This window comes from Actinomadura sp. NPDC000600, assembly GCF_040492135.1.
In the GTDB taxonomy this organism is placed as follows: Bacteria; Actinomycetota; Actinomycetes; order Streptosporangiales; family Streptosporangiaceae; genus Spirillospora.
Map to the genome: position 1 here is coordinate 24,092 of NZ_JBEUPD010000011.1, position 25,471 is coordinate 49,562.

23 protein-coding genes and 1 pseudogene are annotated in these 25,471 nt (G+C 66.9%); 13 read left to right on the plus strand and 11 right to left on the minus strand.

Translation table 11 applies throughout. The features are described 5' to 3' along the window. Positions 1–50: 50 nt before the first annotated feature. From ABWI07_RS17770 to ABWI07_RS17785, 4 genes are all read right to left on the minus strand, one after another. Positions 51–1,715, minus strand: coding sequence for a monocarboxylic acid transporter (locus tag ABWI07_RS17770; protein WP_149262949.1), 1,665 nt, complete (start codon positions 1,713–1,715; stop codon positions 51–53). After that, the gene (locus tag ABWI07_RS17775; protein WP_149262950.1) at positions 1,712–1,999 is read right to left on the minus strand and encodes a DUF485 domain-containing protein; all 288 of its coding nucleotides are present in this window, start codon (positions 1,997–1,999) and stop codon (positions 1,712–1,714) included. Before ABWI07_RS17775 ends, ABWI07_RS17770 begins: the two co-directional genes overlap by 4 nt. A 186-nt stretch (positions 2,000–2,185) precedes the next feature. Further along, complete coding sequence (locus tag ABWI07_RS17780) at positions 2,186–2,476, minus strand: GlsB/YeaQ/YmgE family stress response membrane protein (RefSeq protein ID WP_353819161.1); 291 nt, start codon at positions 2,474–2,476, stop codon at positions 2,186–2,188. Between the two features lie 31 nt (positions 2,477–2,507). Further along, complete coding sequence (locus ABWI07_RS17785; RefSeq protein WP_160161109.1) at positions 2,508–3,173, minus strand: TetR/AcrR family transcriptional regulator; 666 nt, start codon at positions 3,171–3,173, stop codon at positions 2,508–2,510. 185 nt (positions 3,174–3,358) lie between these two features. On the opposite strand from ABWI07_RS17785, the gene ABWI07_RS17790 reads away from it, so the two are divergent. After that, positions 3,359–4,531: an FAD-binding oxidoreductase gene (locus ABWI07_RS17790; RefSeq protein WP_353819162.1), complete on the plus strand. Its 1,173-nt coding sequence runs from the start codon at positions 3,359–3,361 to the stop codon at positions 4,529–4,531. Positions 4,532–4,540: 9 nt separating this feature from the next. Here ABWI07_RS17790 and ABWI07_RS17795 read toward each other — a convergent pair whose 3' ends face one another. Continuing rightward, the gene (locus ABWI07_RS17795) at positions 4,541–5,779 is read right to left on the minus strand and encodes a cytochrome P450 (RefSeq protein ID WP_353819163.1); all 1,239 of its coding nucleotides are present in this window, start codon (positions 5,777–5,779) and stop codon (positions 4,541–4,543) included. 184 nt (positions 5,780–5,963) lie between these two features. Here ABWI07_RS17795 and ABWI07_RS17800 point away from each other — a divergent pair, with 184 nt between their 5' ends. From ABWI07_RS17800 to ABWI07_RS17815, 4 genes are all read left to right on the plus strand, one after another. Continuing rightward, on the plus strand, positions 5,964–7,091 hold the full coding sequence (locus ABWI07_RS17800; RefSeq protein WP_353819164.1) for a serine hydrolase domain-containing protein: 1,128 nt from the start codon (positions 5,964–5,966) through the stop codon (positions 7,089–7,091). Positions 7,092–7,304: 213 nt separating this feature from the next. Continuing rightward, complete coding sequence (locus ABWI07_RS17805) at positions 7,305–7,730, plus strand: peptidase inhibitor family I36 protein (RefSeq protein ID WP_353819165.1); 426 nt, start codon at positions 7,305–7,307, stop codon at positions 7,728–7,730. Between the two features lie 123 nt (positions 7,731–7,853). Beyond that, a complete protein-coding gene (locus ABWI07_RS17810; RefSeq protein ID WP_353819166.1) occupies positions 7,854–8,195 on the plus strand; it encodes an NUDIX domain-containing protein in 342 nt (113 codons plus the stop codon). Positions 8,196–8,410: 215 nt separating this feature from the next. Then, entirely contained in the window at positions 8,411–8,968 is a 558-nt protein-coding gene (locus tag ABWI07_RS17815; RefSeq protein WP_149262958.1) for a hypothetical protein, read from the plus strand. Positions 8,969–9,027: 59 nt separating this feature from the next. Here the strand turns inward: ABWI07_RS17815 and ABWI07_RS17820 are convergent, their stop codons facing one another. Further along, positions 9,028–9,693 carry a metallophosphatase domain-containing protein gene (locus ABWI07_RS17820; RefSeq protein WP_149262959.1) on the minus strand — a complete coding sequence of 222 codons (666 nt, stop codon included), beginning with the start codon at positions 9,691–9,693 and terminating at the stop codon, positions 9,028–9,030. Between the two features lie 39 nt (positions 9,694–9,732). Here ABWI07_RS17820 and ABWI07_RS17825 point away from each other — a divergent pair, with 39 nt between their 5' ends. Continuing rightward, complete coding sequence (locus ABWI07_RS17825; protein ID WP_353819167.1) at positions 9,733–10,026, plus strand: tyrosine-type recombinase/integrase; 294 nt, start codon at positions 9,733–9,735, stop codon at positions 10,024–10,026. 91 nt (positions 10,027–10,117) lie between these two features. On the opposite strand, the gene ABWI07_RS17830 is transcribed toward ABWI07_RS17825, so the two are convergent. Further along, positions 10,118–11,167, minus strand: a complete 1,050-nt coding sequence (locus ABWI07_RS17830; RefSeq protein ID WP_353819168.1) for an LLM class flavin-dependent oxidoreductase — start codon at positions 11,165–11,167, stop codon at positions 10,118–10,120. A 360-nt stretch (positions 11,168–11,527) separates the two neighbouring features. On the opposite strand from ABWI07_RS17830, the gene ABWI07_RS17835 reads away from it, so the two are divergent. From ABWI07_RS17835 to ABWI07_RS17850, 4 genes and pseudogenes are all read left to right on the plus strand, one after another. Beyond that, complete coding sequence (locus ABWI07_RS17835) at positions 11,528–11,752, plus strand: hypothetical protein (RefSeq protein WP_353819169.1); 225 nt, start codon at positions 11,528–11,530, stop codon at positions 11,750–11,752. 90 nt (positions 11,753–11,842) lie between these two features. After that, complete coding sequence (locus ABWI07_RS17840; protein ID WP_149262964.1) at positions 11,843–12,217, plus strand: hypothetical protein; 375 nt, start codon at positions 11,843–11,845, stop codon at positions 12,215–12,217. Between the two features lie 301 nt (positions 12,218–12,518). Further along, positions 12,519–13,294: pseudogene (locus ABWI07_RS17845) on the plus strand (SAM-dependent methyltransferase). Between the two features lie 274 nt (positions 13,295–13,568). Then, the gene (locus ABWI07_RS17850) at positions 13,569–14,654 is read left to right on the plus strand and encodes an FUSC family protein (protein ID WP_149262966.1); all 1,086 of its coding nucleotides are present in this window, start codon (positions 13,569–13,571) and stop codon (positions 14,652–14,654) included. Between the two features lie 335 nt (positions 14,655–14,989). On the opposite strand, the gene ABWI07_RS17855 is transcribed toward ABWI07_RS17850, so the two are convergent. Continuing rightward, on the minus strand, positions 14,990–15,769 hold the full coding sequence (locus ABWI07_RS17855; protein WP_149262967.1) for an aminotransferase class IV family protein: 780 nt from the start codon (positions 15,767–15,769) through the stop codon (positions 14,990–14,992). A gap of 1,170 nt (positions 15,770–16,939) precedes the next feature. Between ABWI07_RS17855 and ABWI07_RS17860 the strand changes: the two genes are divergently transcribed. Next, positions 16,940–17,437: a hypothetical protein gene (locus ABWI07_RS17860; RefSeq protein ID WP_149262968.1), complete on the plus strand. Its 498-nt coding sequence runs from the start codon at positions 16,940–16,942 to the stop codon at positions 17,435–17,437. Between the two features lie 649 nt (positions 17,438–18,086). Here ABWI07_RS17860 and ABWI07_RS17865 read toward each other — a convergent pair. Next, positions 18,087–19,043, minus strand: coding sequence for a hypothetical protein (locus ABWI07_RS17865; RefSeq protein WP_353819170.1), 957 nt, complete (start codon positions 19,041–19,043; stop codon positions 18,087–18,089). 1,885 nt (positions 19,044–20,928) lie between these two features. Between ABWI07_RS17865 and ABWI07_RS17870 the strand changes: the two genes are divergently transcribed. Further along, positions 20,929–21,537 carry an SLATT domain-containing protein gene (locus ABWI07_RS17870; RefSeq protein WP_353819171.1) on the plus strand — a complete coding sequence of 203 codons (609 nt, stop codon included), beginning with the start codon at positions 20,929–20,931 and terminating at the stop codon, positions 21,535–21,537. A gap of 167 nt (positions 21,538–21,704) precedes the next feature. Here the strand turns inward: ABWI07_RS17870 and ABWI07_RS17875 are convergent, their stop codons facing one another. Beyond that, on the minus strand, positions 21,705–23,294 hold the full coding sequence (locus ABWI07_RS17875; RefSeq protein ID WP_353819172.1) for an RNA-directed DNA polymerase: 1,590 nt from the start codon (positions 23,292–23,294) through the stop codon (positions 21,705–21,707). Between the two features lie 664 nt (positions 23,295–23,958). On the opposite strand from ABWI07_RS17875, the gene ABWI07_RS17880 reads away from it, so the two are divergent. Further along, positions 23,959–25,191 carry an IS110 family RNA-guided transposase gene (locus tag ABWI07_RS17880; protein WP_353819173.1) on the plus strand — a complete coding sequence of 411 codons (1,233 nt, stop codon included), beginning with the start codon at positions 23,959–23,961 and terminating at the stop codon, positions 25,189–25,191. A 19-nt stretch (positions 25,192–25,210) separates the two neighbouring features. On the opposite strand, the gene ABWI07_RS17885 is transcribed toward ABWI07_RS17880, so the two are convergent. After that, a complete protein-coding gene (locus ABWI07_RS17885; protein WP_353819174.1) occupies positions 25,211–25,435 on the minus strand; it encodes a hypothetical protein in 225 nt (74 codons plus the stop codon). Positions 25,436–25,471 lie beyond the last annotated feature (36 nt).

The following is a 25,471-nucleotide window of genomic DNA, read 5'->3' on the forward strand; positions in this document are numbered from 1 at the left end:
ACGGGTAATCAAACCGGGCAGGGCATGCTAACCCGGACGGACCGCCCAGGTCACTGTGATCCCGCACCCGTCAGCGCCCGCACCGAGAGGGCGTCGTAGCGCTCCCGGTCGGCCTTCTCGCGTCCCGCGAAGGTGCCGGCGACCGCGCAGGCGAAGCCGATCGGGATGGAGACGAGGCCCGGGTTCTCCAACGGGAACAGGTGGAAGTCGACGCCCGCGGGGAACAGCGACAGGCTCTGCCCCGTCACGGGGTCGATCTTGCCGGACACGACGGGCGAGAAGAAGACCAGCACCAGCGACGCCACCAGCCCGCCGTAGATGCCCGCGACGACCCCGGCGGAGTTGAACCGGCGCCAGAACAGCGACAGCACGATCACCGGGACGTTCGCCGAGGCCGCCATCGCGAACGCCAGCGCCACCAGGAACGCCACGTTGAGGTCGCGGGCGACCACCGCCAGGACGATCGCCAGCGAGCCGACGAGGAACGAGGCGAACCGCGCGACCGCCACCTCCTGCGACTCGCGCGGGCGGCCGAGCATCAGCACCTGTCCGAAGTAGTCGTGCGCCAGCGACGTCGACGACGCCAGCACGAGCCCGGACACCACCGCGAGGATCGTCGCGAACGCCACCGCCCCGATGAACGCCAGCAGGACGTCCCCGCCGGCCCGTCCGCCGACGTGCTCCCCGACGGCCCGCGCGAGCTGCGGCACCGCGGTGTTGCCGGACGGGTCCTGCGCGACGATCGCGGACCGTCCCACCAGGGCCGCCGCGCCGAAGCCGAGCGCGAGCGTCATCAGGTAGAAGACGCCGACGAGGCCGATCGCCCACGACACCGACGTGCGCGCGGCGCGCCCGTCCGGGACGGCGAAGAAGCGCGCGACGACGTGGGGCAGCCCCACCGTGCCGAGCACGAGGGCGAGCGCGAGGCTGATGAAGTCGAGCTTGTTGACCACGGTGCGGTAGGCGTCGCCCGGGACGTCCCGCCCGTACTGGAGCCCGGGGCGCAGGAACGCCTCGCCCTTCCCGCTCGCGTCGGCGGCCGACCCGAGCATCGCCCCCGGGTCGAACCCGAACCTGCCGAGCACCAGCCCCGCCAGCACCGCCGCCCCCGCCATCAGCAGCCCGGTCTTGATGATCTGCACCCAGGTGGTGGCCTTCATCCCGCCGAACGCCACGTAGAGGATCATCAGCGCGCCCACCACCACGATCGTGACGGTCTTGGCGGTGCCCGCGTCCATCCCGAGGAACCGCTCGCCGCGGTGGATGCCGAGCAGCAGCGACACCAGGGCACCGGCCCCGACCATCTGCGCGAGCAGGTAGAACACCGACACGGTCACGGTGGAGACGGCCGCGGCCCGCCGCACCGGCGCCTGCCGCCGCACCCGGCGCACCAGCACGTCCCCCATCGTGAACCGGCCCGCGTTGCGGACCAGTTCGACCAGCAGCAGCGCGAGCAGCCACGCCACCAGGAACCCGATCGAGTACAGGAACCCGTCGTACCCGTTCAGCGCGATGATCCCGGCGATGCCGAGGAAGGACGCGGCCGACATGTAGTCGCCGGCGAGCGCGACCCCGTTCTGCGGGCCGGTGAACGTCCGGCCGCCCGCGTAGAAGTCGTCGGCGCCGCGCGTGGTCGCCCGCGCCCACACCGTGATCCCCAGCGTGATCAGGACGAACGCCAGGAACAGGCCGAAGGTCAGGGTCCGCCCGGTCACCGCAGCTCACCGGCCAGCGGGTCGAGCCGGCGGCGCGCGTACGCCAGGTAGCCCCAGGTCAATGCGAACGTCGAGACGAACTGCAGCAGCCCCAGCAGCAGCGCGACGTTGATGTGCCCGGCGACCGTCCGCGCCATGAAGCCGCGCGCGAACGCGGCCAGCCCGACGAAGACGAGATACCACCCGAGGAACCCGGCCGTGACCACCACCGCCGCCCGCCGGAAACGCCTGCGCAGAAGCAGGAACCTGTCGTACCCCGCGACGGACGCGACTCTCCCCGCCATACGGTCTCCCCCTGACCTTCTGTTACTCTCCGCATCCTTTCAATCGCCCTATGAGATCAAAGTTTCGCCTGCCGCAAGCGGCGTTTGACGAGATCCGCATGGCCGCGGCCGGAGACGGCCAGAAGGCCGCCGCGGGGAGGCGGCGGCCGCGACGGCCCAGGTCAGGCGGAGGAGACGGGGACGGCGTCAGCGTTCGTAGCGCCGATGGCCGCGATCATGCCTGCGCCGGAAAGCCGCGACGATCGCCACGCCGATCACCGCCAGGCCGATCTGGAAGACCAGTTCGATCCAGTCGATCCCGTTGGTCGTGGCCACACCGACCTGCTGCGCGACGGCCGTCCCGATGAGGGCGGCGACGATACCGACGATCACGGTCATGAGGACGCCGATGGGCTGGCGACCGGGCAGCAGCAGCCGGCCGAGCGCCCCGATGATCGCACCGATGACGATCGCGGTGATGATGCCTGTGATGTTCATGCCCCTGCCTGTGCCCATTCCGGGCGGGACGTCACCTGGCCGGGCCGTCCCCCATGGAGCGCAGGTCCTCGAAGGTCAGCGCCGGGCCGCCGAGCCCCTCCGGGCGGCCGGACTCTCCGGGGCGGCCGGCCCGCAGGCCGTCGATGATCAGGTCGAGGTGCCGGTGCGCCAGTTCCTCGGCCGTCTCCCGCGGCATCGGGCCCGGCAGCGGGCGCGACAGCCGCACGAGCAGCATCCCGATATCGCCGTGGGTGACGTCCGGACGCAGGTCGCCGTCCTTCTGGGCCGTGGCGACGAGTTCCTGCATGACGGTGACCCCGTCGTCGCGGGTGGCGACGATCTCCTCGTCGTCGAAGGGGATGTGGTCCAGCAGGACGGGGAACACGGCGCCGATGCGGATGTCCAGGACGCGGTGCATGTAGCGGACGAGGGCGGCGAAGGCGCTCGGCTCGTCGTCCCGCGCGCGCTTGACCTCGTCCCTGGTGCGCTCTAGCGCGTCCAAGGCGACGGCCCTCGTCAGCGCCTGCCGGTCGGGGAAGCGCCGGTAGAGCGTGGCGATGCCCGTGCCCGCGCGCCGCGAGACCTCCTCCAGCGGCGCACCCGGACCCTGTTCGACGAACACCTCACGGGCGGCGGCGAGGATCCGGTCGCGGTTGTCCCGCGCGTCGGCCCGCAGCGGCCGCTGCTTCGCACCCATGGCCCCAGCGTAGTGGAGGTCCATCCTCCGATTCCATATTAGTCACGATCATTGACTATCAAGAAGTGTGACTATAGCTTCGGCCGCGACGGCGCCGGGATGGTGCCGAACTAAGTGGAGACAGAACCTCCAGTCAGTGTTACCGTGGGAATAAGTGGAGAAAAATCCTCCGAAAGGAAGCCGCCATGGACACCGCCATCCGCACCCGCACCGCCGAGCCGCTGACCGTCGACGCCACCGGCGTGGCGGACGTCCGCGCCGCGATCCTCGCCTCCCGCGAGCGCGGGCTGCCGCTGACCGTCCAGGCCACGGGGCACGGCACGGTCGTCCCGCCGGACGAGGGGCTGCTGCTGAGGACGTCCCGCATGTCCCGCGTGCTCGTCGACCCGTCCCGCCGCGTCGCCCGCGCCGAGGCCGGCGCCCGCTGGAGCGACGTGATCGCCGCGGCCGCGCCGCTCGGCCTGTCGCCGCTGTCGGGCTCGCACGCCTCCGTCGGCGTCGCCGGCTACACCCTCGGCGGCGGCGTCGGCTGGCTGTCGCGCCGGTTCGGATTCGCCGCCGACCACCTGCTGCGCGCCGAACTCGTCACCGCCGACGGCCGGCACCTCGCCGCCGACGCCGACCACCACCCCGACCTGTTCTGGGCGCTGCGCGGCGGCAGCGGCAACTTCGGCGTCGTCACGTCGCTGGAGTTCCGGCTCCACCCCGTCTCGACGGTCTACGCGGGGGTCGCGCTGTTCCCCGCCGAGGGCGCCGCCGACGTTCTCACCCGTTTCCGGGACGAGGCGCCCACGCGTCCCGACTCGCTCACGGTCTCCGTGGCGCTGACGAACCACGCGGACCACGGGCGGGTCGTCGCCGTCCGCGGCGTCTACGCGGGACCCGCCGAAGACGGCGCGCGCGCGTTGCGTTCCCTACTGGAGGCCGCGGGCCCGCCGCTGCACGACGACTTCCGGACGATGCCCTACGCCGAGACCGAGTCGCTGGGCGGCACGGCGCCCCTGCACTTCCACCTCTACGACGACCTGCCCGACGCCCTCATCTCCGCTATCGCCCACAGCGGCGCGTCCGGGATCGAGGTCCGGCACTGGGGCGGCGCCATGGCCAGTCCCGCCTCGGACGCCGGCCCGGTCGGGCACCGGGACGTCCCGTTCTCCCTCACCATCGACGGCTCCCCGGCAGACGCCGCACCGCTCGCCGCCCATGCGACCGGCGGCTCGTTCCTGAACTTCCTGCACGACCCGTCCAGGACGGCCACCGCCTACACCCCCGAGAACCTCCGGCGGCTGCGCGAGGTCAAGAGGGCCTACGACCCGCAGAACGTGTTCCACCGCAACCACAACATCCGGCCCGCCTGAGCAAGGGAGCTACCTTCGTATGACCCGCATCGGCACGGGCCCGGCAGGACGGAACGTGATCTCCGCCCGGCTGGGCACGGGCACGCCCGGCACCAGGTCGAGCCGGTGCGTGCGGGTGATGGTGGCGAGGACCAGGGTCGCCTCCAGCATCGCGAAACCGGCGCCCACGCAGATGCGGCGCCCGCCGCCGAACGGCAGGTACGCGTACCGGGGGTGCTTCTGCTCGCCCATGAAGCGCTCCGGCTGGAAGCCCTCCGGATTGGGCCAGACGTCGGCGTTGCGATGGATCAGGTAGGGCGGAACGGCGATCGTCGAGCCGGCCGGCACCTCCACCCCGGCGACGTCGTCGCCTTCCAGGGCGTCGCGTTCGATGGTCCACGCGGGCGGGCAGAGCCGCATCGCCTCCGACAGGACGGCCTTCGTCCACGGCAGCCGGTCGACGTCCTCGGCCTTCGGCTCCCTGCCGCCGAGGACCTCGTCCACCTCGTCCTCCAGGCGGTCCCGGGCCGCCGGGTACTTCGACAGGAGCATGAACGTCCAGGCGAGCGAGGCCGCCGTGGTCTCGTGCCCGGCGAGCAGCAGCGTCAGGACCTCGTCGCGCAGCTCCGCCTCGGTGAACCGGCCGCTCTCTTCTAGGAGATTCAGCAATTCGCCGCCGGACGAGCCCCCGACGACCCGTTGCACCATCCCGTCCAGGTACTCCAGCGCGCTCCCAAGGCCCGGTACCCGCTGATACACCGCGCGCTTAGCGGTCACCCCTGGCATGAAGGTCCCGACCACGGCACCGCGTTGGAGCGCCTCAAGCGCCCGCCCCGTCCTCTCGGCCTCCCCTTCGAGCTGGCTGCCGAACAGGGCCCGCCCCACGATGCCCAACGTGAGCCGACGCAGTTCCCCTGCCGCGTCCAGGGTCACGTCGTCGGGCCACCGTCCGACGACCTGAGCAGCCGTCTCGACCATCTGCGGTGCGAATCCGCTGACATGCCGGTGCGCGAAGACCGGCTGCACGACCCGCCGGTGCTGCCGCCAGATATCGCCTTCGCTCGTCAGGAGCCCGTCCCCGAGGACGGCCCGCAGCGGCCGATACGTGAACGCCTTGACGTAGTTGTCCTGGTTGGCGACCAGGATCCGTTCGGCGTGTTCGGGACGCGAGAGCAGGAAGAACGCCCGGTTCCGTCCGAACGGCACCCGGACGGCGTCCCCATAACGTCTGGCGAGGGCGTTGTACGTGTCGAGCGGATTCCGGGCCATCCGCCCCCACCACCGGAAAGCCTCGACCGCCCCTGGCCCCCGCACACCCCGTTGGTCCATACCTCAACCGTAGGAACCGCCCGAATCCCCGACAACCCATGCGGGGCTCCCCATCACGGGTGAGGGCACGGATGGCTCACGCGCCCGATGCGCGCTCGGCCCGCCGCTTCCTATCGTCCCGTCCATGATCAGAAGAAACGGAGTACGCGCGACGGCGATCGCCCTGGCCTTGGCGGTCACGGCCTCGGCCTCCCCGGCGGAGGCGACCGGCCCCGTCCGCCTGCGGCAGGTGGTGGAAAGCCTCAGCGGCCCGGACGGCGCTCCCGGCGCACTCGTGGAGTTCCACGACCGGCACGGCAGCGTGACGGCCACCGGCGGGGTCGCCGACATCAGGACGGGCGCGCCGGTGGACCCCCGCAGCCGCTTCCGGATCGGCAGCCTGACGAAGCCGTTCGTCGCGACCGTCGTCCTGCAGCTCGTCGGCGAGGGCCGCGTCGACCTGGACGCCCCGGTCGAGCGGTACCTGCCCGGCGTGGTGCACGGCGCGGACAACGACGGGCGGGAGATCACCGTCCGCCAGCTGCTCCAGCACACCAGCGGACTGCCGGACGTCCTGGACTACATGTCGCCACTGGAGATCCTCAAGGACCCGCTCCGGCACTGGGAGCCGCGGGAGCTGCTGGACATCGCCCTCCCGCACCAGCGGGAGTTCAAGCCGGGCGACGGCTGGGGGTACTCCAACACCAACTACCTCGTGGCCGGGATGATCATCGAGAGCGTGACCGGGCATCCGTACGGCAAGGAGATCCGCCGCCGCGTGATCGGTCCGCTGGGACTGCACGACACCTTCGTCCCGACGGACGCTCCCGGCATCCCGGGCCCGCACCCCCACGGGTACGTGCGGCCGGAATCCGAACCGGTGGACATCACCCGCCTCAACCCGACCGTGGCCGGAGCCGGAGGCGGCATGATCTCCAGCGCCTCGGACCTCGACCGCTTCATGTCGGCCCTCCTCCGGGGACGCCTGCTGAAGCCGGCCCAGATGCGGGAAATGCTGGCGACCCGTCCCACCGGACGCACCTCACACTCCGAGTACGGCTTGGGGCTGGAGTGGATTCCCGGCAAGAACTCGTCCACCTGCAAGGACGGCTTCTGGGGACACGATGGCGACATGCTCGGCTTCAGCGTCCGCACAGGCGCCACGACGGACGGCAGGCAGGCCACCGTCATGGTCAACCTCAACCCGGGCGGCGGCCCCACCCTGGACAAGGCCATGGAGGAAGCCCTCCCGGCCGCCCTGTGCGGCCCCTGACCCTCCGGCCATCGAGCTACGCACAGTGAAGCACCGCGTGACCGCTCCCCGCTTATCAGGCAACGCACCACCAGCAAAGAGCCACGGAAAGTAATCAAGTGACCGCATAAGGCCACCACTGCAATCTGGTGCACTTCTCACTCTCCGTGCAAATGTAGTCGCGCGGCGTCACTCCTGCCGCACAACGATTCACACGAAACGGAGATCCCCCCAATGGCGAACTGGAAAGCGCGCCTACTGATATCCGCGACGGCCCTGGCCACCTGCGCGACCGTGACCGGCTCCGCCGTCTCGACGGCCGCGCAGGCCGCCGCCCCGGCCCAGGCGGACCTGCCGCCCGGCGTCGTCCAGCTCAACGACGGCGAGGCCTGCCCCCTGGCCACCCTCTGCCTCTACCGCGACTACAACCGGCAGGGCCCGGCCTACGGCATCGGCGCCGGCTACAGGGTCGCCCTCATGGACCTGCCCATGGGCGACGACACGGCCGCCAACAACGTCTCCTCCTGGATCAACAACACCCACGACGTGGCCATACTGATCGACGCGGAAGAGGGCAAGGCCCGTCCGCTTCCCCCCGGCCACCCCCTGGAGGAGCCGGAGTCCGACAACGACACCGTCGACCTGGTCGCCTGGGGCTGACACACGACTCGGCCCCCGCTCCGAACCGCCGTCCGGCCGGCCTCCCCAACCGGCCGGACGGCCTTGGACGATCGGCGGCCGGCGCGGCATCAGGTGCGAACCCGAAAGAGCCACAATGCTCGGATGACCCGACCCAGGACCCGTGTCGCCGCCTACGTGATCAGACATGGGGCCGTCCCCGAACTCCTCGTCTTCGACCACGTTGGCATGCCGCAAGCCGGTGCGCAGGTCCCCGCCGGCGGCGTCCGTCCCGGCGAGGACCTGGAACAGGCCGTCTTGCGCGAGGTCGTCGAAGAGACCGGCCTGCACACCGTCTCCGTGGTCGAGCAGATCGCCGTGGACGCCAGGCCCCACCCCGCGACCCATCGGCCGCGCAGGACCACGTACTTCCACCTTCAGGCACCCGCGACCACGGAAGACGCGTGGAGCCATGCCGTAGCGGCGATGGGGACGACGCCGGGCTGACCTTCGCCTGCCGCTTCCTGCCGCTGCCCCTGGACCAGCCCCTGGCGGATGACCAAGACGCCTGGCTCAACCGTATCGACCCCCACTGGACCACCAAGGCCGACGACCAGCAGTAGATGCCACGGGCTTCGTCGCGGCCGCCGAGGATTGTCGAGCGCTCTGCGCCATGTCAGGTTGGTGCTGTGGGGATCCCCGGACCTGATGGAGTTGGGTCGATGGCACAGAGTGACGAAGCGGGCGGGCGCTCTCTTCACTATCGCGCCTACCTGCCGCCATACATTGCCGCGCTCATCACAGTCGTAGTGGCGTCTGCCCTGTTTCCGCTGTATTGGCTGGCCACGCAAGCGGGAACTCCGTCCTACCTGGCTTCGCCGATTGTGGTCAGTGTGGCGGTCCTCGTCCCGAGCGTCCTCCTCGCACGGGACGTCGTACTGACGAACGATGGCCGTCTGACGGTCACCGGACTTGGGCAGCACATCGAGGTGGAGGTGCGGCGTTTCACCGAGATCGGCCTTTCCGCAGGCGCCCGCAGAGGATTCGGCTTCGCGCGGGTCCGCTGGAACGACGGAGGGTTCCGGATCTGGCAGACCATGACCTACCTCCCCGACCCGCGTCACAGGTTCCGCGGCACCCGCCCCTCCAGAGGCGTCACTGAGGACTTCCGAGGCCTGGTGTACCGCCTGCACCTGATCAACCCAGAAGTGGAGATCCGCGGCATCGAACCACCGGCCTGGGCTCCTACTCCCGCCCCGCCATCCGCAGCCGACCGGTAAGCGGTACACCCGGCGCAGAGCCCCTCGCCTGTACCCCCTGGGAGCGCGCCAAGTTCGGTTCAGCGGGTTCGTGCCGGTGGCACCCTCTCGCCCACGGCGCCCGAGGCCTCCAAGCGGACGACAGTCGGGCCGCGCTCGCACTCCCACGTGGTGACATTGGCGAAAGTCGTCTCCCCGTGCCGCCAGAGGCCCCCGTCCTGATGGATGTGACCGAACAGGTGCAGCTTGGGACGGATCTGCCGCACCCGGACCAACAGGTCCTCGCACCCGTGGCGTCCGGGATAGGCGTTCGCGTCACCGATTCCGAGCGGAGGCCCGTGCGTCACGAGGACGTCGACGCCGTCCGGAATCATCGCCCATTTCTCGGCGAGCGGACGTCCTCGGGGAAGATTGAACGCCCACTCGTTGAACTCCGGCTGCCAGGGACTGCCCCAGAACGTGACGCCGTCGATCTCTGTTCCGCTGTCCTCCAGATAGCGGATGCCGCGGTCGGCCAGGACGGCCCGAGCCCGTCCGGGCTCGTCCAGGAACATCCAGTCGTGGTTGCCTGCGACGACGACCTTCGTCCGATGCGGAAGGTCCTGAATCCAGTCCGCGGCGTCCTCGAGTTCTCTGAGGTCCTTGCCGCGCCGGCACAGGTCACCGGCGTGCACAAAGACGTCCCCCTCGGGAACAGCGAGCTCGCGATGATAGGTGTGCGTATCGGCAACCGCGACAATCCGCATAAGGCCAGCGTACTGAGCCCCCGTACCACCCTTGAAGACATGAGCACGAGGTCCGGACCTGGACAGCCTGGCTGGACCCTGTCATGGCTGAGGTCACGGGCGATCCGCCACGTCCGCGGCGAGCACGCCTACCGCCCCAGGCACCTTCTCGTACACGTTCTCACCCCCGCGTTCTCCAAGCTCGCCAAGCGGGTGGGACTCGCTCATTGGCATCCGCATGAGCTGCGGCAATCGGGGGCTTCGCTGATGCCGGCGCCGGGGACGCCCCTTCACGTGGTCCCGGAGATCCTCGGGCACACGGGCATCACCGTCACGAAGGACGTGCAGAGTTGATCAGCAGAGACCTTCACGGCCTTACGTCTCGTCCATATTCACCGGCGGGGATTCGCACGCCTCCACGCGTGCGCACGACCGGCGGGCCCAGTCAGGTGAGGAGGTTCGCGAGCTGGGCCATTTCGGCGGGTGGGTCGATCACTGGCTGGATGAGGAGTTCGTCGACGCCGGCCTGTTCCAGAGTGGTGATGCGGGTGAGGAGGTCGGCGCGGGTGCCGACAAGGGCCAGGGTGTTCATCAGCGGAGGCAGGACCAGGTCCCGATCCTGCGGTGCGATGCGTCCGAGGTAGTTGGGGTAGAGCTTGGTGTGCCTGTCCGGCGCGGTGGCGGTGGTGCCGCGCCGGTCGAGGAATCGCCGCACCGCCTCGCGTTCGGCGGGACCGAGCCGCTCGGCGAAGGCGGGTGTGTCGGCGGCGAAGGCCAGCAGCGACAGGACGAGGTGGCCCGTCGCGTCCCGGGCCGCGTCGCCGTGCGGGTCCTCGTCCTCGTCGAGTACGTGGAGCGCGGTGACCACATAGGAGTTCACCCGGGAGTCGGGGTCGCGGGGCGCCACCGGCGTGCGGCGGGCGTCGTGCAACGCTCGCCACGCGGCGGGGTCCAGCAGGCCGAAGGAGATGAGGCCGGCGCCCCGGCGGCCGGCTACGGCGGCGGCCTTCGGTCCGCCCTGCGCGGCGACGACGAACTCGATCGGGTCGGCGGTGTTCACGTGCGCCCCGGCGTGCAGGAACCGGATGTCGCGACGCCGGTCACCTTCGCGGTACTCGGTCGGGCGTCCGGCGCACAGGTCCTGCAGTGCGGCGGTGAAGTTCTCCAGCGTGGCCGCCGTGGTCGGCCGCATCCCCAGGGTGCGCCGGGCGGTGTTCCCGGTGCCGACTCCGCAGATGATCCGGCCCGGAGCCAGGGCATTGAGGCTGGCGAGCCCGCTGGCGGCGGCCGGGGCCGAGCGCAGCGCCGGTGAGGTCACGCCGATGCCGAGCCTGATGCGGCTGGTGGCTTTCGCGCACAGTCCCAGGGCGATGAAAGGGGCACCGTGGACCATAGGGGTGTCGTTGACCCAGAAGCTGTCCAAGCCCAACTCCTCGGCCCGCACGGCGAGCTCCTCCACGCCGGGGTGCGCGGCGACCACGACGCCTGCACGCATCAAACCCCCAAAGTCGAACTCGCCCAGTGTGACGGCTCAACAGCTCTGCATGGATCCCCGTACCCAGCGCTGCACGCCAAGGAGCACACCACCACTCGGTCGGGAGCGTCCGATTCGGTCATCTCCCAGGGCTCGCAGGGACGGCGCATCCGGCGCCGTGACCGGCAAGCGCCCGCGACCCGTCACTTCTTTAGCGCAATTTGGCAGCACCAATGCCGAGAAATGGCACCTTAGCGGCCACGATAATGCGCCGGTCAATAGATGGGCTGCGACTTGGTTGCACTGCATAGTGTGCCGTTTGTCGGGGGAATTCTGCCAACGAAGTACGGATACTGTCACCCACATGGGAAGGAGACTTTCGTGACGACGACAGCAGAGCGGGCCCCGTCCGTCGAGGAGGGCGAAGGCGAGGAGCGCGCGATCGAGGCGGTCCTGCTCGCTGCGCTTGCTTCCCGTCGCGAGGAGGCCGCCGAGCCCGCGATCGAGCACCCGCTGTTGCTCGCCGCCCTCATGCGCCGCCGGGAACAGGACGGGGAGGGCATCATCGAGCACCCGCTCCTGCTCGCCGCGCTCGCGAAGCGCTGACAAGGACATCGGGCCGCAGGCACAACGTCCCCCGGTCGCCGGAACCCGGTGACCGGGGGACTGATCGCAACAACCGCAGAGGAGCAATTCATGGCGTCCGAGGAATCCGGCCAGTCGGCTGGTCAGGATCCAATCGAGTCACTGGTCGACGATCTGATCCGGGAAATCCTCAACGAGGGCGGTCAGACCACGAAGGCTCGCGCGCGCGGTGGGGATTCCAAGGCGAAACTGATCGAGACGGCGATGACATCGGCATCGACGGCGGGACCGACGGGCCTGACGCTCGAGCGGCTCCTGCTCGTCGAGGTCCTCGCGTCCTCCCTGGCCGATGCCCTGGCCCCGGCGCTGGCGGAGGCCCTGGCTCCCGAAATCCTCAAGGCCATGGAGCACCCCGGCACCAGTCGGGGAACCAGCCGGAGGACTCCTGCGAGCGCCGGCCAGGCCAAAGGGCAGAAGAAGACGTGAGACCGGTCGACCCCGATCGCTGACGCGCGACGGACGGGCGCAGGACCGCTGACCGGCCCTGCGCCCAGCGCTTGCAGGCCCGAAGGTCGGTGTCATCATCACGCTGGAGTCGTCGTCATAATCTTCGTCGCCGTTCATCATCCTGATCGCGCGACCTTTGTTTATGAGTCCTCCAGCGTTAGGGGATGGCGCAGTCAGCCGCGCCAGGACCCGGGACCGCATCCGCAGTCCGAACGAATTTCGACCACGTCCGGTCACAGCATTGTTTCTGCCGGTAAGTCCCGTGGCAGCATTCGTGCACATGTCCCCCTCCGATGTCGATGTCGACCGTCCCAGCGCCGCGCGCGTCTACGACTACGTCCTCGGCGGCAAGGACAACCACGCCGTGGACCGGCGGGCCGCGGAGATGCTGCTGGAGATCGCTCCAGAGATCCGCGACACTGTCCGGCAGAACCGGGCCTTCCTACGGCGCTGGTCCGCCACCTGGCCGGACTGGGTGTCCGCCAGTTCCTCGATCTCGGCGCCGGCCTGCCGACGGTGGAGAACACGCACGAGGTCGCCCAGGCCGCAGCCGCCGACACCAAGACCGTGTACGTCGACAACGACCCCATCGTCCTGTCGCACGGCCGCGCCTTCCTCGCCCCCGACTCGGGTTCAACCTTCCTGTCGGCCGACATCCGCGACACCAACGCGGTGCTCAAGGGCGCAGGCGAGCATCTGGACTTGTCAGAGCCGGTCGGGCTGCTCTTCGTCAACGTGCTGCATCTGATCGGCGACGGCGACGACCCGGCCGGGCTCGTGGCCGCCTACGCCCACGCTCTGGCCCCCGGCTCGCACGTGGTGATCACACACGTGTCCGGTGACGGCGCCGGCAGTGAGCTGCGCGAGCGCATCGGCAAGGTGTTCACCGGATCGTCGGCGGACGCGCGGCTCCGCACATGTGGGGAGATCGGCCGAATGTTCGGCGGGCTGCCGTTGCTCGAGCCGGGCTTGGTCGATGTCGCGGCGTGGCGTCCCGAAGGCGGTGCCCCGGTGGGAGAGCTACGCGTTTTCGCCGGCGTCGCCCAAGTGCCGTAGGTCGTGGCGGCCGGCCCGGGCGCAAAGAGACCCCTGCTCCAAGAGCACGACAACTGCCCAGATCGTTTGTTGACCTTGCTGGGCAGCCCTACGAGGCACCCTTGGGCTCCATCCTCGTCCAAGAGAAGAAGGGCGCTCGGTCGGGGTACGCCAGCAGTACCTCCACAAAGTTGGGGACTTGGAGCGGCATACCCGGCGACGGGCGGGCGGACAGGGGCGGGCCATGACCAGGGCGACCGAACGAGGAGGACAGCCTGTTCACAGCCGGAGGGTGATGAGTTGGCTGTCGGAGGTGTTCCAACTCAACCCCGCGGACGTCAACTGGCCGCGGGCGGTGGCGTTTCTGGACGTCGGGCTGGTGCCGCTGTTCGTCTTCTGGGCGATCGGGCACGAGCAGTACCTTCTCAGCGCGTTGTTCGGCCTGCTTCTCGCTGCGCTGTCCGACCCGGGAGGCGGTTACGGACATCGCGTGGCGCACATCTCCGCCTTTGCACTGGTCGGGGCAGGGCTGACCGCGCTGGGGTTCGGAATCGGGAGGGAGGCCTGGGGCTGGCCGGTGTTGGCGGCTTTCGTGGTCACGCTCGCGGCCGGACTGACCGTCGCATTCGGGGTGCGCAGACTCGTCAACGCCCTGCTACTCAACATCTGGTTCATCGTCGTCATCGGACTGGAGTTCAACCTCCATCAACACGCCCGCATCACCAACTACACCTGGGCTCAGGTGCTCGCCTGGGCCGGTGGGGCAGCGCTGTGGATCGCCGTGACGTTCATTTGGTGGCTGATCCGCGGGCGTGCGGACTCGCCCCAGCCGTTCGCGGAGATCCCGGGCGACGCCTCGCGAAAGAAGCCGACTCGACCACTGGTCATGTTCGTGGTGATCCGCGCCGTGGTCATCGCCGGCACCGTCGCGCTCGCGCTTGGACTGAACCTGTCACACGGCGTCTGGATCCCGATCGCGGCCATGATCGCGATGAAGCCGAGCCTGGAGCAGACGACGCTCATAGCCGCGCAGCGCCTTGTGGGCGCGTTGATCGGCGCCGCAGCAGCCGCGCTGCTACTGCTGGTTCCAGCGAGCGAACACGGACTCCGGCTGTTCGCGGTGGAGCACGGACTCGGAGTGGTGGCGCTCGTGTTGTTCATGCACGCGGCGGGGATCCGCTTCTTCAGCTACACGCTCTACAGCGCGGCCATCGCCGCGGGAGTGCTGATCATGGTGGACCTTCCGCAGCCCTCCGACTACGCGGCTGAGGGCTACCGAGTGCTGTGGACGCTGTGCGGTGTGGGGATCAGCCTGCTCGTCATGCTGCTGGCAGAGCAGATCGCCAAGCTGACCACCAAAGCACCACCCCAGCCGACCTGAACACGCCCCGCTCCGACTCAGCCCCCATAGGCCCGCAGCCTCACATGAGATCGATGTGAGGCCCCTGTGCCTGCGTCCCTTCGACTTCGAGATATGGAGGAGCCGGTCAGGAACGGGCATGGACAGCCTGTGGACACCCACTGCGCGCCGGTCCCGCCGCCGACTCGTCCTCTGGACGGCTGCACGCTCGTCCCGGACGGCGCACCCGCACGAACGGCGAGACGAAATGACAGACAGCTTCGCGCGGCCCCGCCCTCCGGTCCTCGGAGGCTGGATGTCGCGAGCCCCCGCTTCGCAGTCGTCCAACCGTCGCCCGCACCACAGCGGGACGGTTCTCAGAGTGCTTCCGCCGGGATCTCTTCGTATTCCTTGCGAAGGGTCTCCAGAATCGGATGCTCTTCCGGGAACTCCACCTCGTTGATGGCCGTGATCGCGCGCACTCCAATGGCCGTGTTGGTCGCGAACGCGGCTTCCATGCCGGGCAGGTCGGAGAGGTTGACGGGGGCGATGGATGTCGCTTCGTGCACCTCGTGCAGTAGGCGCATGGTCACGCCTGTGAGCACTTCGGCGTTAGGCCAGATGACTTGCTGTCCGTCGAAGAACCCGATGTTCCACGTTGCTCCTTCGGAGACGTACAGGTCCGAGTCGGTGAAGACGCAGTCGTCGAATCCGTCGAGTTGGGCGTTGCGGCGATGCCTGAGGGTGCCGAACAGGCCGAGGTGCTTCTGTTCAGGCAGCTCGCGCACGTAGGGGACGGACTGGACCCGGATCGGCGCCATCGGCCACGCCCCGGACCGGCGGGTCGTGACGAGGACCTTCGGTTTGGCTCGGGCTCCCGGGTGGCCAAGTTCGAGGTCGGGATCGTAGATCGTCACGCGCACGACGAACACGCCGTCCCGTCCGGCGGTGGCCTGTCTGACGTACTCCCGGACCTGTTGGCGGTCCAACTCGTGACCGAACAGCACACGGCAGTCTCGAACAAGCCGCTCCAGATGGTGTGAGAAGCCCCTGACGTGCTGGCCTTCCACGCGCATCGAGGTGAAGTGACCGTAGTTCACCAGAGCCAGTGCTTGGAGCTCATTCGGGGAGACAGGTATGCCGTTGAGTTCAGCCACAGAGCCCAGTGTGTCAGGAGGTACGGGCTGCTAACGGGCCGGGCGCAGCACAAGATCGCCGCTGCGTCGGCGTCAGGACGCGGGAACATCTTGATCAACACGACCCGGTTGCCGGTATGAGCGATCGCGTAGGTCCGGGCCAGAAGCTGGTGCGGCTCGCCGCGCCGCGTATGCACAGCCATGGCGCGAAGCGAGCACTGGAACCGGCTCCCCAGGCGCTGACGCGAGGGCTGCGGTCGGTAGCCGTAGTCACCCCGCCGGGGCAACCAGAGGGGGGCGGATTGCGTCAGAGCGACGAAGCCGCGGCTCGCGCCATAAGGCGAGGTCCACAACGACCGTTGGAGCACGATGACCGCACCTGAGAAGCGCATTCCCGGGCAGACCAACGCCGAGTATGAACGACGGCGGGATCCCAACGCGAACTTCATCGGAACACAGTCGCTGCAGGGGGGCGGAGACCCTTCCTTTGTGATCAGGGCCTCTCAGGCTTTCTTCGCTTGCCTCAATCGGCGCAGGGACCGCAAGTCGGGTTAGGTGCGGCGCGGCCCGCGGCTTCGTCCTCATGCCGGCAGGGTGGGGGTCGGCCAAAGCGCCGTATCAACGATTCCGTATCAGGCATCGTGTCGAGCAGAAGCCATTGCCTGGGCCCGGATCGGCCTACGGTGGCTGAACTCCGCAGCATCCCGTTCGCCGAGAGCGAGCCCAGCCTCGCGGGCGGTCACGCGACCGGAGCCGCCGCCGCGCACATCGGCCGCGCGCGCGGCAAGCCATGCCAACGGCGTGAGCGCCGCTGCCCCCTGGCCGGAAGGCCGGGAGCGGCTTATGCGCGCTCGGTTATCACACCGGAGATCATAAATAGCCTGCGCACGCTGCACGCCGACCAGGCAAAGGCGCGGTCCACCGGCCGGTGGGCGGCTCGGGTCACGAGGCTCGCGCTTTGGACACGGCCAGCCCCCTGTCCAGGTGCGCTGTCGCCCCGATCCATCGGCCGTGAATGCCGTCTGGTCCAGCGGGCATCGTCGGACAGTTCGCTGACGATCAGGGCTGCCACGACGTCGACGGAATACCCCGGCGCTGCGTCACTACCTGTCGGCTTGCCTTCTTCTCCGGGAAGAAAAGCAGAAGATCCCCATAATGTAGATCCCTACGCGCCTAACAGGAGGGTTCTCCATGGAGATGGACGGCGCCGCACGGCGAGAAGTGATCTTGAAAGTGCTCGGCTGGGGAACGATCGTCTACTTTCTGATCATCGGATTCGCCTTGGACAAGCACGCGCTCTTTGAGTTGAAGTCTCCGCCCGGTTCGGCCCAGCTCCAGCAGGCGCAGCACGCCCACGCCAGCGCGCTCGATTCCAAGGCCCAGAGCCTAGCCAAGTCCGACCCCGCAGCGGCGGCAGACCTGACAGCCCAAGCCGCCAAGATCAGGTTCGATGTGAACACCGCCGTCCGCGACCAGTCCGACAGCCGCCTCCGCGCGGTCGGCCTCATCATTGGCACCACCGCCTTCGCCCTCCTCTATCCCCCTCTCATCTATCTCACCTACCGCCGCACTGACCCCACCAGCACCCTCGCACTATCTGATCTGATCCCACTCAAAGCTGCTCTCGCCTACGGCATAGTCATGAGCCTCATCACCGCCATCGCCGGTTTCACCACGGCCTATCAGTGAACTCGCAGCGTTGTAACGGGCCCAAGGACTCAAAGGTCGGGAGGGGCCTGCGATGGGAGCCGGTGAAGGGACACGAACCCCTAATCTTCTGTTTACAAGCAAGATCAACGACGTCCAGGCATGTTTCCACGTGCCCGCTGACCAGCGCCGCGAACTCTCGGACGTCCACACCCCGTCCAAGATCGTCCGACCCTGTTGTTAGCACCGCCGTTAGCACCCACACCCGTCCCGGAGGGTGCGCCCGCGCGAACGGCGAGACGGTGTGGCAGACAGATTCGCGCGGGCGTACCCTCCGGCCCGCGGGGGGCTGGGGGTCGCGAGACCCCCGCTTCGCGCTCGCCCCACCGTCGGATTTGCAGTCCCACCGCCGAATCTCCAGGACCGGACGATACCTTCTGGCAACGGGCGAGTCTCGGCACGTATTCGGCGCGACCAACCTGGACGGCCTTGCGCATCCGGCAGGCGGAAGTCGACCTCGCCAGCCAACCAGCCGGCGTACGAACCGGTCTGCGTGTTGGATGTATGTACTCTTCGAAGCTACTGGATCCTCCACACCTTGGGGCCGCAGCTCATTGCATCATCACTCATCGCACAACGCCCCAAACTCCAGCGCTACACCGCAAGGGCCCAGAAGAACCTCTGGCAGCTGTCAAACCGAAGAACTGTCAGCCGGGGGGACGCGCCAGACAATCTCGATCTGCTCGGCTCCGGCTCCCGGAGGGCCGACAAACACGCGATCTATGAGATAAAGAAAGACGAGTCGCTGCGCCTGCGGTGACATCGTGTTCCAGTTGTCCGGGGTCATGGTGAGCGTCTCCCGAAGCACGACGACGTCGGACTCAAGTTCCTCGATCTCGGCGATGGCCTCCTCAGCGTCCCCATGGCGGTCGAGCGCTGCTGCCGAGCGGCCAAGGGCGTTTGGCTCTTCGCCGATCCGCCTGAGTACTTGTTCGGTGATGAAGGCGTCGAGGGCCGCAGGGGCTATTTCGTTCTCATCGTCGCCGCCTGCGACCCATCCCCCTTTGAGGACGTGGAGAAGCGTCCTGAGGAAGGCCTCGGGGCCAACATCCGCGATCATGCGGAGATTGGCAGCTACCCACTCCTCTTCCGAGACGATTGGCTCATGCGGCGATGCCAATTGCGGGTCTATCTCGATCGCGTAGATGGGATTGACCGTGAGCCGAGCGATATCGCTCGCGACCCATTGCTTGCCGTCTCCATGCACGCCGTCGGCGGGATCGGCGTGCAGGAGCAGCTCGACCGCGCCGTATTCGCCCACCGACGCGGCCTTCCAGAGCGACATGAACCTGCTGACCTCGGCGGCGACCTCTCGGGGAGCGGAGCCCCTGAGATGGACCAGCGCCCGCACCAACGTCTCAAGGGTCTCCCAGCGGGGAAGGGTCTTGCCACTGATGATCGTACGGACCCGCTCGTGGCTCAGAGTCCCAGGAAACTCTTCCGCCTCGATCCTGCTTATCCTTCGCGTGCTCGGCCAACCTGCAGCAGCGTGGATCTCCTGGAGAGCGACCACGAGGTCTCGGTGTGGCCCCGGCGGGAGGGCATCTTCGTCCAGTATCGGAATCCGAGGCATGTCGTCCCCCGTCAACTAGTGTCACATCGACGTGGGATTCTAACCCTCCAGGAAGGGCTTCCCCCTATCACCTGTCATCTTTCGACTCGCCCGATAGCCGACGCCGCAGACTTGAAGCATCGAGTTCACGTCGCGAGAGGACTGTGATCATGGATGAACGTCCGAAGACAAAGAGAGCAAGGGAGTTCCTCGCCAGGTACGGGGCAGTGTTGATCGCCGCCGGCAGACTGCTCTATGACCTGCTCGTACGGGACGACGGCCTACGCTGAACCCCGACGTCTCGGCTGAGATCGCTTCGACGCCCAGGACACCAGGGCGGCACGCAGGAACGGTGAGAGGCCTGAATCAATGACCTGGTCGAGCCGAGCGGAAAGTGGAGGACCAGGCCAGCCGGGGCCGGCGCGCTCGTGTCGGTGGCTTGATTGCACGCTCAACGCACAGCGGCGTGTGGAGGCGGAAACGCAGAAGGCCCAAGTCTAGGGCTCGTGCCCTCGGCTTGGGCCTGCGAGCCGAGTAGAGACACCCTCGGCGCCACCGAACCGGCTTCCTGCCCCATAGCCCAATGGACGGGCTCGAGCGCATCGAGAGGACGACCAAGAGCGGCCGGTCTCGTGTGGGGTCAGCCTCGACCCCGGCACGGTCGACGTCCTCAAGGCCCACCGCAGGTGCCAGCTCGCCGACAAGCTCAAGGCGGTGAGTTCTGGAAGGGCACCGAAGGCGGCCACGTGTTCGCCACGGGGTTGGGTGAGCTGATGCACCGCTACACGGTCTCGTCTTCATGAGCACCCTGATCAAAGAGCACAACGCGGCGAGCGGGGTCGCCGCGCTCCCCCACGCAAGGCTTCACGACCCCCGGCACGTCCACGCGACGACTCTGTTCCTGGCGGCCCTTCCCGTTCACGTCGTCGCCGCTCACCTCGGGCACGCTGACCCGGCGATCCGTTGTGGGTCTACACGCATATCGTCAACGGCCAGCTTGCTGAAACGGCCACGATCTTTGCGGAGAGTCGGCGGCGCGGCGTAGGGCCTGCTCTCAGCAAAGGCCCCCTTCCACGGCCCGGAAGGGGGCTTTGAGCTGCTGGGAACCAGCGAGGGAACTTGAACCCTAACTTCTGTTTACAAGAAACCGGCCACCCGGTGATCGTCTGCATCGCCGCAGGTAGACCCGTGTGCGACTGGTCGCCGATCCCAGGAGGCGTAAGCCTCTGTTGCGGTACTTCTGTGCTGTACAGCAGGCTCCTGAGCGAACCGCCTGCTGTCAGCTTGGGAAGCATCACGAACTCAGCCGTCACCCTGCCTGACCTACGTTCGACCGTCCCGCGAGTGACCGCGAGTACCCCTCACTGACCGCCCCCAATGGCACGCTAATGGCACAGCGCCGCAGGTGCTGACCTGCACACCCTCGACCTGATCGGAGAAGCGACAGCACTCGATCGTCCGAGGCCAAGCGGACCCGGAGCGCAGGGCCGGCCACGGCCCGAGCACCGGAAGCCGCGCGGCAGCGATCGCCCCCGACCACACAACCCATCTCAACCACTCTCTGGAGATCGTAGGGCTGAACCACTGAACAGTTCGCTAGAGGTCAAAGTACCCTGTCCACACGCATCCCACATCAGTCTTGCAACTAGGGACCGGGCGAACTTGTCGCCCGCAGGTGTCCGCCCGGTAGAGGGCGATTAGGCCTGACCAATCAACTCTTCGCCAGAGCGGAGTGGGCGGTGACTGCTATGGTCGAATAGGGCTCGGCCAAGCACCCAAGCGGACAGCGCTTCAGAGGATGTCCCGCGTGGGCAGCAGCAGCAAATATCACAATGCCCCGAAGGGCAGTTTTTCTCTGATAAACCAATCGCACCCATAGGATCACGGATGCTTTGTCGAGAAAATAATCCGGAGGAGACCAGTGACGGGGCTGTCTGATGAGATTTCACCGGCGATAGAGCGACTGGAGAAAAGAAGTTACAATACATACCTGAGTCGACTCAACGCTTACCGCCGTCTAGCGCGCGCAAATATGGCTTGGAACGTTGCTCTTGTTGCTTTGTCGACTTCGACAGTAATCGCTTCAGTCGGAATGCTGGCCCAGAGAGAGATGTATGGCAAGGGTGGCGATGCCCTAATGGTCGCTTTGGCCGTATTTTCTCTATCTATCTCGCTCGTGGTCTCCAGTATTGAGTACGGAACAAGAGCCAAGGCGATGGAGGAAAACTACAAGAGGATACAGCAAATTTCTGTCTCGGCCGAGAATCTAAAAGAATATGCTGGCTCAGATAGGCGCGAAAAATATCAGAAGCTGCAAGATGAGTACAATATAGCGATGACATCTTCCGAGAATCACACCGTGCATGATTATCGGAAGACGCAGCGAGTCCCGGCCCACTTCTGGGGGCGCGTACGCTGGTTCTTCGGCTGGCTAGGATATTTCGGTTCGATGGCTTTTCCTTACGTAACCTTGGTCATTCCAGTAGCACTTCTAGCGCCGTTCGGAGTTTGGTTCATCAATGAATTTTGAATCGGATGATTGAAACCGCGGCCACCGCACTTACCGGCAAACCACCCGCCAGCCGCGTTCCCAACCTCGCGGGACAGAACAACTAGCTCTGCTTCAGGGCATCCAGATTTCTTCCTGCAAGTGGAGCACCGGAAGTTCCTGTCGCTCGCCTGTCTTCAGAATCTAGGTCACTCGTGCTGGGGCGACTCTTTCGGGGTGCCATCGAAGTCCCCAGCAACCCTAAATGGGCGATAGGAAGCCGACTTGATCATTTCAAGAGTGACCAAATTTTCTTCATACTCGCTAAGAAGTTCGCCAATTAGAGAGCGCTCGTCCTCAACGGCAACTGCTGCCAAGGCAAGGAGCCTGCGCTCATGCGGAAGATCTGCGACTTCATGAAGGCTTCTAACCAGTTCTTTTACTGCAGATGGCTTCCATCTGCAGAGCCGCTGCATCGCTAGCGCCATCATTGGCAGGGAGGGCCTAGCGCTGGCGGCATCTTCTAGTCTTTCAACAAGCCTTGCTTCGACCTTGGCGCTAGCAGGGAACATGGTTCCAAGCTGAGCGGAACTCCACTCGAAGCACGACCAGTCACTATCCAGATAGTCGAGATACCAGTCCTGCAAGTCACGCCAAGTATCAAAGTCACGGAATGCGCGCGCAAGATGGTCCGCTGCATGGGGGATTCTGGGTGCAACTTCTTGGAGTAGTGGCAGCTTGGCTTTGAGATTTTGTTTACGCATCCGAACCGTGGCAAATCGAACTGATGGGCGATCAATACCCTCCGGATCGTTGACTATGGCATCGATGAGTTCTTCGAGTGGTGTCGGATCTGGATCCTTGCCATCAAGTGCATTGTCGATCGCACTGTGATTGATTTTGAGTGCAAGCTCCGCGAGTTCGTCGCCGCTATATACGCCTGTCTTTGAGGCATTCAACTCAAGCCCATAATCGCGAGCGATCTTTTGCAGTTCGACCTGAAGACTTCTGAGAGCACCAGCATCATCGCCGAAGACCCAAATGTCGTCCATCCACCTCGTGCTCAGGTGATCAGGGTAAAGGCTAGCGAAGATGGCCTTTCGCTTCTCGGTCTTCTCGCTCTTCCTGACGGGCCTGGCGTTTTCATCGTTGAAGATGCCAATGCGGTGGTCCAGTGGTGCGAGGAACATGTTCGCTATCACAGAGGACGCCATTGACCGCTGCGGCAGACCGTACCTGCCGGGCATTGTGTCCCATGTTTCCAGCATTGAAATTAGCCGGGAAGGCACATGCTCGCTTCCTGCTCTTCTTTCAATCTCCTCGCACACTCGGATGATGGGCATCGACGCAAAACATGAGACTATGTCCGTCTTAAGGCCGTGGCTATATAGGGTGACAAGCCAGCTAAGGTCTGCTCGTTGGCGATCCCACTCGAGATTATTTCCCGCATAATGACCCGATTCGGGGTTGTTCCTCTTCAGGCGCCAGCCATGCACCCAATCGGGCATACTGCCGACCAAGGACCTGCTGATTCGATCCACAAGCGCCTGATAGAGGATTCGATCCACCGGATCCATAACTACTGCCGGACGGAAAGAGAAGTTTTCTTTTGGCACATCTAGATTGGCAACCCTGCGGGCTCCTACGGCTTTTGCTCGCGCGGCGAGATAGCCTCGCTCACCTTGGCGGATGAATCTATTCTCAGGCCAGCCCCAAGGATCTCGATACCAATCCTTAAGCTGGTCTCGGGAAACATTGGCGATAGCCCGGTCAATATCCAGTTCATCAAGCCAATTCATCGGTCTCCGTCTCCCGTGTTCGAGTCACCGATGCTATCCTCAGCGCCGCTCTCTCGCAGCTGGTTACGGCAAATCGTGCATCCTGGTTCAAAATACGGGTGCAGTCGGCGTTGATCAACCCGATTGACTGGGCGCGCGCTACCGGCGTTTCACCGCCTTAGACCTTGACGGCTTCATCTGGCTGTCGGCCTATACGCCTTGAAAGCTTCAAGGCGAAGGTGCCGTACTTAAGCCGTCGTTGTGGTCAACCCTCGGTGACGGTCGGCCGCTCGTTCCGGCGCGGCGGGACCGGACCGGACAGGCCGCATGCCCGGCGCGCCGGGGCGGGCGGCCGCCGGCGACGCGTAGCGGCGCCCTTGAAGACGTAGAGAAAGTTCTAATCAGGGTCGTTGGGCGTCCAGACCGAGTCCGGCAGGTGGGCCTCGCCGCGGTGGTGTTGGTGGCAGGTTGCCGGTCGTGGTTCGAGCCGCCCGCGCGGTGACCCCTGAGAAAGTTCTGAGCCTTGGAGCTCCCGGATGAGACTGGGGCCCGCGCGGGTCGCTGGGATCGCGGACGGCTCCATCGGAGGGTAGGCCGTAGAGCCTTGTGATTAGGGCGCCGCGCGTTCCCGGCCAGGCCGCCACCTGCACTGACTGGTCACAGGTGATCGAGGGAGAGCACCGGGGTGAAAGCGTTCTGCGGGATCGACTGGGCCGAGGACCATCACGACGTCGCCGTGGTCGACGAGGCCGGTCAGCTACTGGCCAAACGCCGGATCGACGACAGCGCCGAGGGGTTTGAGGAGCTGCTGAAGCTGCTGGCCGACGTCGGGGACGACCCCGGCGATCCGATCCCGGTGGCGATCGAGACGCCGCGTGGGCTGCTGGTGGCGGCGCTGTGGAGCACGGGCCGGAGGGTTTTCGCCATCAACCCGATGGCGGTGGCCCGCTATCGCGAGCGGCACTCGGTCGCGCGCAAGAAGTCCGACCATGTCGACGCGATGACGCTGGCGGGCATCCTGCGCACCGACGCGCACGCTCACCGGCCGCTGCCCGACGACACCGAGCTGGCCCGCGCCATCGCGGTGCTGGCTCGGGCTCACCAGGACGCGATCTGGCGGCGGACCCGCGCGTCCAACGCGCTGCGGTCGCTGCTGCGCGAGTATTTCCCGGCCTTCCTGGCCGCCTTTGCCGGCGACCGATCCACCAACCTGGCCGGGCGCGACGCCCGCGCCGTCCTGGCGCTGGCGTTCACGCCGTCGGCGGCCGCCCGGCTGTCGCGCACCCGCATCGCCGCGGCGTTGCGGCGGGCCGGTCGGCAACGCGGCATCGACGAGCTGGCCCGCCGGATCCAGCAGGCCCTGCGGCGGCCGCACCTGCATCAACCACCGCTGGTCGAAGACGCGATGGGCGTCCAGGCCCGCGCGCTGCTGGCCGTCCTGGACGCCGAATGCGGCAACGCCGACCGGCTCGGCCAGGCGGTCGCCGAGGCCTTCGCCCAGCACCCCGACTACGAGATCATCACCAGCTTTCCCGGCTTGGGCGACGAGCTCGGCGCCCGGCTGCTGGCCGAGATCGGCGATGACCGGGCCTGGTTCGCCGACGCCCGGGCGTTGAAGGCCTACGCCGGGTCAGCGCCGGTCACCCGCGCCTCGGGACGCAGCGTGTCCATCACCCGGCGCTCCATCAAGAACAACCGCCTGGCCGCCACCGGGTTCAGATGGGCGTTCTGCGCGGCAGCCAAAGCCGGGCCCCCGCGAAGCCACTACCAGCAGCGACGCGACCACGGAGACCGGCACGCCGCCGCTCTGCGCAACCTGTTCAACCGGATGCTCGGACAACTCCACCACTGCCTCCAGACCAGGCAGCACTACGACCCGGTCAAAGCCTTCGCCCCACCCGTCACCGCAGCAGCGTGAGGCAGCAAGCGCATCGAAGCTAGCGCCCCACGTCAGGGGCCTCCAACCGGGTGAACGATGACTCCGCGGCACCGACGGGCTTCAACCCGACCGACACATAGACCGGCTCGGCCTCTCCGCTATCGAGTCGCCAGAGTGCGAACTGGTCCATCTCGGTGTCAGCGAACCGTCGCAGCAGGCGCAGCATGCTCTGAAACTCCTCGGCGGACAGCCGGTCCCCCTCACGCGCATCCACCTTGATCACGCTAAAGCCCACCGACGGCCAGAGAACAAGAATCCC

Bases quoted from the DNA above. Each gene is read 5' to 3' on its own strand.
- ABWI07_RS17775 (WP_149262950.1), bottom strand. From the start codon at position 1,999: ATGGCGGGGAGAGTCGCGTCCGTCGCGGGGTACGACAGGTTCCTGCTT.
- ABWI07_RS17785 (WP_160161109.1), bottom strand. From the start codon at position 3,173: ATGGGTGCGAAGCAGCGGCCGCTGCGGGCCGACGCGCGGGACAACCGC.
- ABWI07_RS17820 (WP_149262959.1), bottom strand. From the start codon at position 9,693: ATGCGGATTGTCGCGGTTGCCGATACGCACACCTATCATCGCGAGCTC.
- ABWI07_RS17800 (WP_353819164.1), top strand. From the start codon at position 5,964: ATGATCAGAAGAAACGGAGTACGCGCGACGGCGATCGCCCTGGCCTTG.
- ABWI07_RS17830 (WP_353819168.1), bottom strand. From the start codon at position 11,167: ATGCGTGCAGGCGTCGTGGTCGCCGCGCACCCCGGCGTGGAGGAGCTC.
- ABWI07_RS17875 (WP_353819172.1), bottom strand. From the start codon at position 23,294: ATGAATTGGCTTGATGAACTGGATATTGACCGGGCTATCGCCAATGTT.
- ABWI07_RS17860 (WP_149262968.1), top strand. From the start codon at position 16,940: ATGGAGATGGACGGCGCCGCACGGCGAGAAGTGATCTTGAAAGTGCTC.
- ABWI07_RS17795 (WP_353819163.1), bottom strand. From the start codon at position 5,779: ATGGCCCGGAATCCGCTCGACACGTACAACGCCCTCGCCAGACGTTAT.
- ABWI07_RS17815 (WP_149262958.1), top strand. From the start codon at position 8,411: ATGGCACAGAGTGACGAAGCGGGCGGGCGCTCTCTTCACTATCGCGCC.
- ABWI07_RS17810 (WP_353819166.1), top strand. From the start codon at position 7,854: ATGACCCGACCCAGGACCCGTGTCGCCGCCTACGTGATCAGACATGGG.
- ABWI07_RS17840 (WP_149262964.1), top strand. From the start codon at position 11,843: ATGGCGTCCGAGGAATCCGGCCAGTCGGCTGGTCAGGATCCAATCGAG.
- ABWI07_RS17805 (WP_353819165.1), top strand. From the start codon at position 7,305: ATGGCGAACTGGAAAGCGCGCCTACTGATATCCGCGACGGCCCTGGCC.
- ABWI07_RS17850 (WP_149262966.1), top strand. From the start codon at position 13,569: ATGAGTTGGCTGTCGGAGGTGTTCCAACTCAACCCCGCGGACGTCAAC.
- ABWI07_RS17780 (WP_353819161.1), bottom strand. From the start codon at position 2,476: ATGAACATCACAGGCATCATCACCGCGATCGTCATCGGTGCGATCATC.
- ABWI07_RS17790 (WP_353819162.1), top strand. From the start codon at position 3,359: ATGGACACCGCCATCCGCACCCGCACCGCCGAGCCGCTGACCGTCGAC.
- ABWI07_RS17825 (WP_353819167.1), top strand. From the start codon at position 9,733: ATGAGCACGAGGTCCGGACCTGGACAGCCTGGCTGGACCCTGTCATGG.